At 67.8% G+C, this 12,468-nt stretch carries 11 protein-coding genes; 5 read left to right on the forward strand and 6 right to left on the reverse strand.

The features are described from left to right. Nucleotides 1-68: 68 nt before the first annotated feature. Both E0E30_RS09835 and E0E30_RS09840 read right to left on the reverse strand, forming a co-directional pair. Nucleotides 69-680, reverse strand: coding sequence for an NADH-quinone oxidoreductase subunit C (locus E0E30_RS09835; protein ID WP_130866121.1), 612 nt, complete (start codon nt 678-680; stop codon nt 69-71). Then, on the reverse strand, nt 677-1,105 hold the full coding sequence (locus E0E30_RS09840; protein ID WP_130866122.1) for an NADH-quinone oxidoreductase subunit B family protein: 429 nt from the start codon (nt 1,103-1,105) through the stop codon (nt 677-679). Before E0E30_RS09840 ends, E0E30_RS09835 begins: the two co-directional genes overlap by 4 nt. Before the next feature lie 166 nt (nt 1,106-1,271). On the opposite strand from E0E30_RS09840, the gene E0E30_RS09845 reads away from it, so the two are divergent. The 5 genes from E0E30_RS09845 (at nt 1,272) to E0E30_RS09865 (ending at nt 8,487) form a co-directional block, all read left to right on the forward strand. Continuing rightward, entirely contained in the window at nt 1,272-3,167 is a 1,896-nt protein-coding gene (locus tag E0E30_RS09845; RefSeq protein WP_245306564.1) for a 2-oxoacid:acceptor oxidoreductase subunit alpha, read from the forward strand. Next, nucleotides 3,167-4,261: a 2-oxoacid:ferredoxin oxidoreductase subunit beta gene (locus tag E0E30_RS09850; RefSeq protein WP_130866124.1), complete on the forward strand. Its 1,095-nt coding sequence runs from the start codon at nt 3,167-3,169 to the stop codon at nt 4,259-4,261. The genes E0E30_RS09845 and E0E30_RS09850 overlap by 1 nt, the downstream gene beginning before the upstream one ends. 100 nt (nt 4,262-4,361) lie before the next feature. Beyond that, nucleotides 4,362-6,359, forward strand: coding sequence for a M13 family metallopeptidase (locus E0E30_RS09855; protein WP_130866125.1), 1,998 nt, complete (start codon nt 4,362-4,364; stop codon nt 6,357-6,359). A 379-nt stretch (nt 6,360-6,738) separates the two neighbouring features. Further along, nucleotides 6,739-8,046: an ISL3 family transposase gene (locus E0E30_RS09860; protein WP_130866126.1), complete on the forward strand. Its 1,308-nt coding sequence runs from the start codon at nt 6,739-6,741 to the stop codon at nt 8,044-8,046. Between the two features lie 9 nt (nt 8,047-8,055). Continuing rightward, the gene (locus E0E30_RS09865) at nt 8,056-8,487 is read left to right on the forward strand and encodes an MFS transporter (RefSeq protein ID WP_130866127.1); all 432 of its coding nucleotides are present in this window, start codon (nt 8,056-8,058) and stop codon (nt 8,485-8,487) included. A 27-nt stretch (nt 8,488-8,514) separates the two neighbouring features. Here E0E30_RS09865 and E0E30_RS09870 read toward each other — a convergent pair whose 3' ends face one another. The 4 genes from E0E30_RS09870 to E0E30_RS09885 all read right to left on the reverse strand — a co-directional run bounded on the left by E0E30_RS09870 (nt 8,515) and on the right by E0E30_RS09885 (nt 12,429). Next, nucleotides 8,515-9,564: an ABC transporter permease gene (locus E0E30_RS09870; protein WP_130866128.1), complete on the reverse strand. Its 1,050-nt coding sequence runs from the start codon at nt 9,562-9,564 to the stop codon at nt 8,515-8,517. 182 nt (nt 9,565-9,746) lie between these two features. Then, nucleotides 9,747-10,343 carry an ABC transporter ATP-binding protein gene (locus E0E30_RS09875; RefSeq protein WP_130866844.1) on the reverse strand — a complete coding sequence of 199 codons (597 nt, stop codon included), beginning with the start codon at nt 10,341-10,343 and terminating at the stop codon, nt 9,747-9,749. Between the two features lie 11 nt (nt 10,344-10,354). Beyond that, nucleotides 10,355-11,950: a hypothetical protein gene (locus tag E0E30_RS09880; RefSeq protein WP_210115814.1), complete on the reverse strand. Its 1,596-nt coding sequence runs from the start codon at nt 11,948-11,950 to the stop codon at nt 10,355-10,357. Between the two features lie 29 nt (nt 11,951-11,979). Further along, a complete protein-coding gene (locus E0E30_RS09885) occupies nt 11,980-12,429 on the reverse strand; it encodes a hypothetical protein (RefSeq protein WP_130866130.1) in 450 nt (149 codons plus the stop codon). Between the last annotated feature and the right edge of the window lie 39 nt (nt 12,430-12,468).

Here is a 12,468-nt window from a genome sequence, read left to right on the forward strand (position 1 = left end):
CTCCCGGTCGACCCCGCCCGGGGCACCGCGACTGGCGCCCCGGGCGGGGTCGACCGGGAGCGTGGGGTTCATCGGCGTCCTCCACGACCACGGCGTCCGCCCAGCAGACCGAGGGACTCGACGACCTCGTCTGCTGCCACGTCCTGTCCGGAGACGATGCGCCGCCACAGCTCCGGGTCCGGTACGCCCGCCGGCAGGCTCCGACGTCGTGCCGGCTCGGTGTCGTCCGTGCCGGGCCAGGGGGTGCCAGCCCGCTCGGCCAGGACGACGTCCTTGCGCAGCGGGTGGGGCGGCGTCGTGCCGGGGTGGATGAGGAGCGGGGACAGGTCGTCGCCCTCGAAACGGACGCCGAACTCGTCGTGGACCTCACGCTGCCACCAGGCCAGGCCCGCGATGAGGTCGGACAGGCCCGGCAGGACCGGGTTCTCGCGAGCGACGGCAGTGACGAGACGCCGCCCGGCACCCTGTCGGTCCTCCAGCCGGAGGTGCACCTCGATCGTGGGGAGGGGGTCGTCGGCAGCGTCGTCGCCGGCAGGTCCGTGGGCCGCGCCGATGGCGTCGACACCGACGAGGGCGTCGAGCCAGGTGAACCCGTCGGCCAGGGCCCGGGCGACCTCCTGCCGCCAGGTCTCGGCCGTGACGTGACGGACCTCGTCGCGTCGGGCGGCGTCGGTGCTCATGCGGCCACCCCCGCGCGCACCGTGTCGAGATGGGCCCGGAGTGCCTCGGGGGTGGGCGGGCAGCCTGGTATCCACGCATCGACGTCGATCCCCAGCCGGGTCACCCCGTCGACGACCGGGAGCGAGTCCCAGTAGGGTCCGCCGGCGCAGGCGCAGGCCCCGAAGGCGACGACGTGCACCGACCCGCGGGCCCGCCACGACTCGACCGCGGCACGGACCCGACCGGCGAGCGCCCCGGCCACGGTGCCGGAGACGACAAGGACCACCCGGGCGCCGTCCGCCAACTCCTCGACCGGCCGGACGGGACGGCGTCGCGACGCCGGATCGGGCGTCCAGGCCGCAGCCCCCGACTCCACCCCGCAGCACGCCAGGGCGAGGTCGACGACGGCGACGGACCCGTCCCCGAACCAGTCGATGAAGTGCACCCGGCAAGACTACCGATCGGGCACGGGCCCCGACACCTGCACCGGTGAGGATCGTCGTACCCGAATGCTAGGCTCGAAGGCCGAGTCGAGGTCTCACGGAGGGCCGCCCGTACGGGCGTCGCCCCCGGGGCCGGACCCCGGCGTCGCAGACAGAAAAGAGGTCCCCGTGCCCTCCACCACGGCACCACAGAGCGTCCAGACCCTCGACCGCGTCGTCATCCGCTTCGCCGGCGACTCCGGTGACGGGATGCAGCTCACCGGCGACCGGTTCACCGCCGAGTCGGCCCGTCACGGCAACGACATCTCCACCCTGCCGAACTTCCCGGCCGAGATCCGCGCACCCCAGGGCACCATCCCGGGCGTCTCGAGCTTCCAGGTGCACTTCGCCAACTACGACATCGCGACCCCCGGCGACCAGCCGGACGTCCTCGTCGCCATGAACCCGGCCGCCCTGGCGGCCAACATCAAGGACGTGCGACGCGGTGGGCTCATCCTCGTCGACGTCGAGCAGTTCACCCCCAAGAACCTGCGCAAGGCGAACTTCGACGACAACCCCCTCACCGACGGCACCCTCGACTCCTTCCAGGTCGTCGAACTCAAGCTCACCAGCTTGGCCGTCGGAGCCGTCGAGGGCTTCGACCTGGGCCGCAAGAACTCCGAGCGGGCCAAGAACATGTTCGCCCTGGGTCTGCTGAGCTGGCTCTACGGCCGTCCGCTGGAGCCCAGCGAGTCGTTCCTCGCCTCGAAGTTCGCCGCCAAGCCCGACATCCGCGACGCCAACATCGCCGCCCTGCACGCCGGTGCCGCCTACGGCGAGACGTGCGGGCTCTTCGCGGTGCGCTACGAGGTGGCCCCGGCCCCCATGCCCGCCGGCACCTACCGTCAGGTCACCGGCAACCTCGCCACCGCCTACGGACTCATCACCGGTGCCAACCGGGTGGGCCTGCAGCTCTTCCTCGGCTCCTACCCCATCACCCCGGCCTCCGACATCCTCCACGAGCTGAGCAAACGCAAGGCCCACGGCGTCGTCACCTTCCAGGCCGAGGACGAGATCGCCGGGGTGTCCGCGGCGATCGGCGCCTCCTTCGGTGGTGCCCTCGGTGTGACGACGACCTCCGGCCCCGGCATGAGTCTCAAGTCCGAGGCCATCGGCCTGGCCGTCATGACCGAACTGCCGCTCGTCGTCGTCGACGTCCAGCGTGCCGGCCCCTCCACCGGCATGCCGACGAAGACCGAGCAGGCCGACCTGCTCCAGGCCATGTTCGGGCGCAACGGGGAGTCACCGGTCGTCGTCCTGGCCGCGAAGTCGCCGTCGGACTGCTTCACCACCGCCATGGAGGCGTGCGTCCTGGCGGTGAAGTACCGCACCCCGGTCATCATGTTGTCGGACGGGTACCTGGGCAACGGCGCCGAGCCGTGGAAGGTGCCCGACCTGGCGTCGATCCCCCGCGTCGACCCGCACTTCGCCACCGCCCCCAACGCCAAGGCGGCCGACGGGAGCGACCGGTTCCTGCCGTACAAGCGCAACCCGCAGACCCTGGCCCGCGACCTGGCGCTGCCCGGCACCCCCGGCCTGGAGCACCGCCTGGGCGGCCTCGAGAAGGCCAACGAGCTCGGGTCGATCTCCTACGACCCGGCCAACCATGAACTCATGGTCGGCCTGCGGGCCCGCAAGATCGCCGGCATCGTCCGCGACATCCCCGACCTTGAGGTCGACGATCCCAGTGGCAGGGCCGACGTCCTCGTCCTGGGCTGGGGGTCCTCGTACGGTCCCATCACCGCCGCGGCCCGCCGGGTGCGCGCCGCCGGGCACGACGTCGCCCAGGCCCACCTGCGCCACCTCAACCCCTTCCCCGCCAACCTCGGCGAGGTCCTGCACCGCTACCGCAAGGTCGTCGTCCCCGAGATGAACACCGGCCAGCTCGCCCTGCTGCTGCGAGCCCGGTACCTCGTCGACGTCACCTCGGTGAGCCGGGTGCGCGGCCTGCCGATCTCCCCCGTCGACCTGTGCGAGGTGCTCACCGGGCACTGCGTCGAGGTCGCCGACACCAAGGAGGCCTGATGTCCTCGATCACCGTCCCCTCCGCCGATCTGACCGCCTCGGGCCTGGCCCAGGTGCCGCTCACCGACGTCACCCTCAGGAGGCGCGACTTCGCCTCGGACCAGGAGGTCCGGTGGTGCCCCGGATGCGGCGACTACTCGATCCTCTCGACCTTCCAGGGAGTCCTGCCCGAGCTGGGCATCAAGCGGGAGAACGCCGTCGTCATCTCGGGAATCGGCTGTTCCTCGCGATTCCCGTACTACATGAACGCCTACGGCATGCACACCATCCACGGGCGGGCCCCGGCCATCGCCACCGGGCTGGCCATCGCCCGGCCCGATCTGGCGGTCTTCGTCATGACCGGCGACGGGGACGCCCTGTCGATCGGCGGCAACCACCTCATCCACGCCATGAGGCGCAACGTCAACCTCACGATCCTCCTGTTCAACAACCAGATCTACGGGTTGACGAAGGGCCAGTACTCGCCGACCTCCGAGGCCGGCAAGGTGACCAAGTCGTCGCCCATGGGGTCGGTCGACTACCCCTTCAATCCGCTGTCGGTGGCCCTGGGGGCCGGCTGCGGGTTCGTCGCCCGGGCCCTCGACTCCGACCGCAAGGGGCTCGACGAGGTGCTGCGGGCGGCCGCCTTCCACCGCGGGACGTCGTTCGTCGAGATCTACCAGAACTGCCCGATCTTCAACGACGGCGCCTTCGACGGGTACAAGGGGCCCGAGGCGGCCGAGAACATCGTCCGGCTCGTCGACGGCCAGCCCATCCTCCTGGGCACCGACCGGTCCAGGGGCGTCGTCCGCGACCCGGTCTCGGGCAGCCTCGGTGTGGCCGAGGTGGCCCAGGTCGGCATCGACCACGTCGTCGTCCACGACGCGACCCGGGAGGACCCGTCGCTGGCCTTCGAGCTGGCCCATCTGCACGACTCGGGGCAGATCCAGCAGATCCCGCTGGGCGTCCTGCGCAGCGTCGACCGGCCGACCTACGACGACATGGTCCGCGACCAGCTGCGCCTGGCGGCCGGGGAGCGGACCTCGCAGGCGGAGCGTGACGAGGCCCTCCAGCAGCTGCTGCTCGGCAACGACACCTGGGAGGTCCACGACTGAGTCGGAGGCGACGGGGCGCTGCCGGCGGTCGGCTTGCGCGCCGCGGCAGGGGCCGGTCGAGCCGACTCACGAGTCGTCGGGGGCCCGCTAGGGTGGCTCCATGACAGCGCTCTTCGACGACCTCGACCCCTCCGTCCGCCCCGCCGACGACCTCTTCCGACACGTCAACGGCCGGTGGGCGGCGACGGCGACTATCCCGGACGACCAAGCCTCCACCGGTTCCTTCCGGCAGCTGCGGGACGCCTCGGAGGCCGCCGTCCACGAGATCCTCGAGGAACTGGGCCGTGACGCGGCCGACCTGCTCTCCGCCGCACCGGAGGCCACCGAGCACGAGGTGCAGGTCATGGCCGAGCTGTACCGCCGCTTCATGGACGTCGACGCCGTCGAGGCCGCGGGTGCCGCTCCCCTGTCCCCGCTGCTGGCCCGCATCGACGCGGTGACGACAACGTCCCAGCTCATGACCGTCCTGGGCCAGGAGCATCGCCAGGGCATCGGCGGGCTGTTCTACCTCGAGAGCGAGTCCGACCCGGCCGACCCCACCCGCTACGTGCCGTGGACCGGCCAGGCCGGTCTGGGGCTGCCTGACGAGGCCTACTACCGTGAGGACGACAAGGCGCCGGTGCGCGAGGCCTACCTGGCCCATGTCACCCGGATGTTCGAGTTGGCCGGGCTGGCCGAGCCAGCCACGCAGGCGCGCGCCGTCATGGACCTGGAGACCGAGATCGCCTCGCACCACTGGGACCGGGTTCGCTGCCGCGACATGAAGGCATCGTTCAACCCCAAGGCCTTCGACGACCTGGCCGCCGCCCACCCGGGCCTGCACTTGGACCTGTGGCGGCAGGGGGCGGGCATCCCGGAGTCGGTCCTGGCGACCGTCATCGACAACCAGCCGTCCTTCTTCAACGAGGTCGAGGCCATGGTCGTCGACGAGCGGATCGAGCAGTGGAAGTCGTGGGCCCGCTGGCACGTCGTCTCCTCGCTGGCCCCGTTCCTGTCCCAGGACTTCGTCAAGACGAACTTCGACTTCCACGGCAAGGTGCTCAACGGCACCCCGACCCTCAAGGCGCGGTGGAAGCGGGCCGTCGGCTTCGTCGAGGCCGCCATGGGCGAGGCCCTGGGCAAGCTCTACGTGGCGCGGCACTTCCCACCGGCGGCCAAGGAGCGGATGGACGCCCTCGTCGCCACCCTGCTGGAGGCCTACCGCAGGTCGATCCAGACCCTCGACTGGATGGGCGAGAACACCCGTGCCGAGGCCCTGGACAAGCTGTCGACCTTCCGCCCGAAGATCGGCTACCCGGCCCGCTGGCGTGACTTCTCGGGCCTGACGCTGCCCGAGGGCGGGCTCGTCGACGCCGTGTCGGCGGTGGCGTCGTTCGGCCTCGACCACACCATCGAGAAGCTGTCGGGCCCCATGGACCCCGACGAGTGGCTCATGTACCCCCAGACGGTCAATGCCTACTACCACCCGCTGCGCAACGAGATCGTCTTCCCGGCCGCCATCCTCCAGGCACCGTTCTTCGACGTCGAGGTGGACGACGCGGTCAACTACGGCGGCATCGGTGCGGTCATCGGCCATGAGATCGGCCACGGCTTCGACGACCAGGGCTCGACCTGTGACGGGCAGGGCAGGCTGCGCGACTGGTGGACCGAGGCGGACCGGGCCGCCTTCGAGGAGCGCACCAAGGCGCTCATCGGCCAGTACGACGCCCTCGTCCCGCTGCAGCTCCAGCCCGACGGGCCGCACGTCAACGGGGCCCTGACGATCGGCGAGAACATCGGTGACCTCGGTGGGGTGGGGATCTCCTTCAAGGCCCTCCGGATCGCCCTGGCCGCGGATCCCTCGGTGCCCGAGTCGGGCCCCGAGCCGATCGACGGGTTCACCTGGCAGCAGCGGTTCTTCCTGTCCTACGCCCGGATCTGGCGCGAGAAGGAGCGTGACGAGGCGATGCGCACCGGGATCGCCACCGACCCGCACTCCCCCGCGGAGTTCCGGGCCAACCAGATCGTCCGCAATGTCGACGCCTTCCACGAGGCCTTCGGGGTCGTCGAGGGCGACGGGCTCTGGCTTGATCCCGCCCAGCGGGTGAGCATCTGGTGACGGTGGCTCGGCATCGGTGACGGTTCGGACTCGGCGGTGGCGGCGCGGACCGGCCAGTGGCGCGCAGGTCGCACACGATTAGAAGCCTTTCGACCGGTGTGAGGTCGATTCACGAGTCGACGTCACACCGCACCTACGTGGATTCCTCCGCGACGCGCAGGAATCATCGATCCATATTTCACCTTTTCCAGAATGGTCGTGCCAGGAATGAGCTGCTCCATCAAGCTTTACCGGCTCTTCAGGATCCAGGGTGTAGTTGTGACTTGACTGTGTGAGAGTCTGCTGTAGTTGGCCTGTGGGGCCGGGGTGCGTGGGGGGAGGACCCTGCGCGAGGATCGGAGTGTCTTAAGTCCCGTCCTCGTGAATCGCAAGGTCCTCCATGAACCACGCTACCTTCGGCGCCCCCGACCTGACCACATTCGCCCGTCTCGACGAACTCGGTCTGGAGGTCACCGGCCAGCTGATCAGTGACGAGGAGACGGTCCTGGCCTGCCGGGTCGTCGCCCCCGACGACTGGTGCCACTGGTGCGGATGCCAGGGGGTCCCTCGTGACACGGTGATCCGCCGGCTGGCCCATACCCCGATGGGCCACCGGCCCACGATCCTTCAGATCCGGGTGCGCCGGTACCGGTGCACCGGCTGCGGACACGTGTGGCGCCAGAACACCGACCAGGCCGCCCAGGCCAGGGCGAAACTGTCGCGGGGAGGGCTGGCCTGGGCACTGGAGGGCCTGGTGCTCGATCACCTGCCGGTCTCCCGTATCGCCGCTGGTCTGGGGGTGGACTGGACCACCGCCAACGATGCGGTGCTGGCCGAGGGCACCCGCCGGCTCATCGACGACCCGCACCGCTTCGAGGGCGTGGAGGTCATCGGGGTCGACGAGCACGTGTGGCGCCACACCAGCCGTGGTGACAAGTACGTCACCGTGATCATCGACCTGACACCGAGACGCGACGGCACCGGGGCCTCCCGGCTGCTCGACATGGTGGCGGGACGTTCCAAGAAGGTGTTCAAGACCTGGCTGGCCGGCCGCGACCAGGCCTGGCGCGACCGCATCCAGATCGTGGCGATGGACGGGTTCACCGGCTTCAAGACCGCAGCCGCCGAAGAACTCCCGGCCGCGGTCGAGGTCGTGGATCCGTTTCACGTCGTGCAGCTCGCCGGCGACCAGCTCGATGTCACCCGCCAACGCGTCCAGCAGGACACCACGGGCCATCGGGGCCGGGCGGGCGACCCCCTGTTCGGGGTCAGGCTGACCCTGCACACGGGCCGGGACCTGCTCACCGACCGGCAGGCCGCCCGCCTGGAACAGGTGTTCGCCGCCGACGCCCACGCCCCGGTCCAGGTCACCTGGGCGGTCTACCAGGAGATCGTGGCCGCCTACCGCGCCGAGAACCGTGCCGAGGGCAGACGCATCATGGCCCACCTCATCGACGCGATCGCCACCAAAGTCCCGAAGGCCCTGCCCGAAGTCACCACTCTGGGCCACACCCTGAAGAAGCGGGCCGACGACATCCTGGCCTACTTCGACCACCCCGGGACCTCGAACGGGCCCAGTGAAGCCATCAACGGCAGACTCGAACACCTCCGCGGCATCGCCCTGGGATTCCGCAACCTCACCCACTACATCACCAGATCACTCCTGGAGACCGGAGGATTCAGACCCCGACTACACCCTGGATCCTGAAGAGCCCCTTTGGCCGGGCGTCTCCTCAAACGCGCCCGCCCCTCGAGCCTCGTCGCCGCCGGTATGGCTGGGGCCGGCGTCGCCCTCGTCGCCATCTGTGCCTTGGTACCCAACGTGTTGGCGGTGGCCATGTGCATTGGCATCGGCGGAATCGCCATGACCGTGCTCGATATTGCCTCCGGATATGCCATTCAGAGGCTCACTCCCGAAAACGTCATCGGTCGAGTTCAGGCTGCCTCCAACGCCATGACCCTCGTCCCCGGCGCCGTCGCCGTCACGGCAGGTTCGTTGGCCATCGCCTTCGTCTCGTTCCGCGTCCTCTATCTTGCGTCCGCCGCTGCATGCGCCCTGGCGTGCGTCGTGCTGCTCATGGAGCGACGCGCGGGCGGCACGTCCGCACCGGCACCGGAGGGCCCGCTGATCGGCGCACCGCATCCCTGACACGGGCCCGGGGGCTCACGCGCAGCCTCACCGGGAGCGAAGCAGGTCGTACGGCCGGTTCGACCACACGGCCTTGAGGGCCCCCGGCAGGGACCCGAGCACCAGCCCGACCATGACGATGACCGGCAACCACCCGCCGCGGCTCACGACCTCGCCCACGTCGACGGAGCGGACCGCCAGCATCGCCGGCACACCGCCCATGGAGGTCAGCAGTGCAAGGACCCCTGTCGCCACCGCTGCTGCGACCACCATGCCGACGGCCAGCACGAACCCCATCATCAAGGACTCCGCAGCCAGCGAGGCGAGGATGACCGACGCCCGTCGCCCGAACGCCTTGGCCACCGCGATCTGGGGCCCGCGCTGGCGCACCATCGACGATCCGATGAGTGCTCCAAGCACCGCCGCCGCAATCCCGACGACGACCGCCAGGGCGGTGCGCAACGTCTGGAGATTGGCGGTGATCGGATCGACGAAGCTCACCACGTCCGCTTCACTGGTCACCGAGAAGCCCATCGACACCAACGTCGTATGGGTCGGGCCGACCGCGTCACGCCCGGTGGCCTCGACGTAGAGCTTCCCATAGCCGTCGCGATGGAAGGTCGCGGCGTCAACCCCCGCCATTGCCTGCTCCCACGACTCAGCATCGCTGTGCGCCACATAAGCCACCTGGGGCCCGTCATTGTTGGGCGCGGTCGCGTCGAAGGCGCCCACGACGGTCAGCGTGACCGGCACACCGTCGACGTTGTCGGCCTTGACCCGTCGTTGGTATGTGAACGTCACGTGCTGACCGACGAGGTCGAGCAGTGACTTTCCGTTGGCTCCGACGGACGGAAGGAGGATCTCGCCGGGCCGCAACGGACGTACCGACCCTTGGAACTTCACGATGGGCGGGTCGACGGCATGGATCTGCGATGTGGCCCAGACGACATCTGGCAGCCGACTGGCAGCCGCCCCCTCAGGAAGCAGCCCTGCCTGACTCCAACCCACGACGGACCTGACAGTCCGAATACCCTTGATCTCGGCGATGGCTTCGGCGTTCAATGTCGAGCGCGTGCCCTTTCCGGCGGCGTCGACCACCAGATAGTTGAGGCGGGTTCCGTGGTCCACGCGGGCGAGGGACTCACTGATGTGGCTGACGACGACGGCCTGCACGGTGAGTGCCAGCCCGCCGAAAACGGCAATGACGACGAGAAACGTCCGGAACCGCGGCACGCTGGAGCGCCACAGGCTGATCCACGCACTGCGCACCACACCAGTCGTCATGACGCCACCGCCTCGACATCGACTTTCACATGGGGAAGATCCACGGATTCATGCGTGGCCATGAGCAATGCCCCGCCATCCTCGACGTGCCGGGCCAACAACTCGGTCACCAGCCGCGCATTCTCCTCGTCGAGCTGAGACGTCGGCTCATCGGCGAAGAGCACCTGAGGCCGTGACGCAAGGGCCCGCACCACGGCGACTCGGCGCTGCTGTCCTCCCGACAAGGTGCCGGCGCACTGGGACATACGCCCGGCCAACCCGCATGTTTCCAGGAGCGACGCGGCCACGTCACCGTCACGAGAGAACATCGTCGCGTTCTCCCACACCGTCAGATACGGGGTCAGGCACGGATCCTGGAAGACGAAGGCGAGCTCTCGCCGCCCAGTGGTCCGGGACGCCTCCTTCGACCAGGTGACGGCGCCGTCGGTCGCCGGTAGAAGACCGCCGATGATGGCGAGCATCGTCGATTTCCCGGAGCCAGATGGCCCCGCCAATCGGTACACCTGTCCCGCCTGCACCTCCGCGTCCTGGCAGGTCACCACACAGTGCGGCTTGGAAAACACCTTCTTCAGCCCTCGCCACGACACGAGGATCGCCGAATCCGTCACCATGGAAATCCCCCTGCAAGTCTGAGCTGAGCTGCGGCATGGATGGTGCACACCGAGGCACCCGGCGTTCCATTGCGCATGAGCGCCGGTGCCATCGCCGGCGACGGGCACCCCTCACGACGCGACAACGTGTCGAGGACCTTCGAGGTGACGCCCGCCGGCAGGTTCGAGGCAACATTACTCGCCTGAAGCGCCACCAGGAGTGTCTCGGTCGGTCCGGTGTAGGAACTCGCCTTCCTGATATACCCATCGGAGATTGCCGCCCACGACCACTTGGCCAAGACGTCGCCATTGTCCAGGACATCGCTGTGCGCGAGGGCGAACATCGCCCAATAGGCATCGTCATGCGGCACCGAGAAGTCCGTGACCACGACCCTCCACGGCGCGATGGCGAGTCCTCGGGTCGACAGGTTCATGTGCTGCCGCAGAACTGCAATCGGAAGGAGGAGCGGAGCCAATGACGCGGTGACAACCTTTCCAGACACCGACGTCATGTGGTCGACGCTCGTGCGTTGCGCGTCCGTCAATCGTCCGAGCCGATTCAGCACCGTGGCGGCCATGAGCGCTCCGACCTGACTCTGGTCATCTGATCCGTGGGCGCCTGCGCGAAGGTCGTCATCAAGTTCGGCCTTGGCCTCCGCCGCCATCGCGTCACGATCCGGCCCTGCTGGCGGGGCTCCGTCGTCCTCGACGACGCGAAACACATCGTAGGTCGCGGAAATGGTTCCAAGAATAGTATGCGGTGGGTACCCCAGCCCGGACGCAGAATCCAGCCTCGCCGAGGCGGCCTCCTTGAGGCGGTGAACGCAGTCCTGTTGACCCAGATCTCCAGACACGAGCGCATCAACAAGCGTGTACATCGTCAGCGAATCAAGGCTCTCCACTCCCTTGTCTTGGACCTGGTCACACCAAGAAGCCACCACGAGCCGTTCACTGTCATTGATGGCTCGTTTCAGATGAATCTCCCCTTGAACATCCATCAACTGTTCAGTCGGCGAATCGTCGCGATCCACATCTTTCGCACTTCCGGACCCGCCGGAACAACGCAAGGAAATCCCTTGGCTGGCATATCTCCACGTCAGATACGGGCTCGCACACGCTATTTCCATCATGCTCGCGCGAGTCAGATCCTGCCGAACACTCGCCGCGTCATTGGCATGTACCGCACCAGACTGCATAAATGCCTCACGAATGTTCAACTCGAGGCCAATGCGATTTGCACTCTCCGGCATCCCACGGATGGTTTCAAAGCCATCCGCGACGATGAAATATTGCGCGGACGCTCTGGTCGCATCAATTGATTGGCCGACGTCACCAGCAGGAAGTGACGATCGCAGCGCCGACAAATCCACGGGGGGCAGCTTTGAATCATCAAGCTTGGTGAGCGCTCGACGGATGTAAAGTGTGTCGGTTGCCGTGGCTCGGGCCTGGGCTGCATCATTCGGTTCATAATAGAGGTGGTTCGCGCCGCTGACATATCTTCCAAGGCTCAATCCTGCGGCATGACGAGCTTTTTCATAACCGGGCTTCGCACCAGGAGTGGAACACCCTTGCACCGCGGCGAGAGCACCGAGCAAGGCGATCACGATCACCCTGCTCGGTGCACCTCTGAATCGCACCATCAGACCGACGCCGATGCGATTCGAATATTTCCGTATGCCAGCGCACTCGCCGTTGCTGTGTACCGGACAGAGATCGCAGTCAGGCCGGCGCACACACGACCTGAAAGATATGCGCCGGTTTGTCCGCGATTATTGGTCACGGTTGCATGGCCATTAGCGCCACTGAAAGTAGCACCTGCACCGTGGAGTGCGACGTTGAAGCCAGTGGCATGTATATCCACGGCATCTTTGATCCACGTCGGTTTGATCGAACTCACCGCGCTCGACTTGAAGTCGTTGCACGAACCCATGTTGAACTCGCTGCTCACCCAGATATTGGCAGTCAATGTTCCACCATTGTCAAAACGAGCCGTACTAGAACTTGACCATGCCCATGCTTGAGACGCGCCCAGCATGGAGAGTGCGACAGACCCAGCAACGGCGATGGCACCACATGACCGCTTCCACATGGCTCCTCCTTGAGAGCAGGTGACGGGACCGCTGGCGCA

This window comes from Acidipropionibacterium timonense (genome assembly GCF_900605005.1).
In the GTDB taxonomy this organism is placed as follows: Bacteria; Actinomycetota; Actinomycetes; order Propionibacteriales; family Propionibacteriaceae; genus Cutibacterium; species Cutibacterium timonense.

What these genes read in the sequence shown, in the direction of transcription:
- E0E30_RS09835 (WP_130866121.1), bottom strand. Translation starts at nt 680, where the DNA reads ATGAGCACCGACGCCGCCCGACGCGACGAGGTCCGTCACGTCACGGCC.
- E0E30_RS09850 (WP_130866124.1), top strand. Translation starts at nt 3,167, where the DNA reads ATGTCCTCGATCACCGTCCCCTCCGCCGATCTGACCGCCTCGGGCCTG.
- E0E30_RS09855 (WP_130866125.1), top strand. Translation starts at nt 4,362, where the DNA reads ATGACAGCGCTCTTCGACGACCTCGACCCCTCCGTCCGCCCCGCCGAC.
- E0E30_RS09860 (WP_130866126.1), top strand. Translation starts at nt 6,739, where the DNA reads ATGAACCACGCTACCTTCGGCGCCCCCGACCTGACCACATTCGCCCGT.
- E0E30_RS09885 (WP_130866130.1), bottom strand. Translation starts at nt 12,429, where the DNA reads ATGTGGAAGCGGTCATGTGGTGCCATCGCCGTTGCTGGGTCTGTCGCA.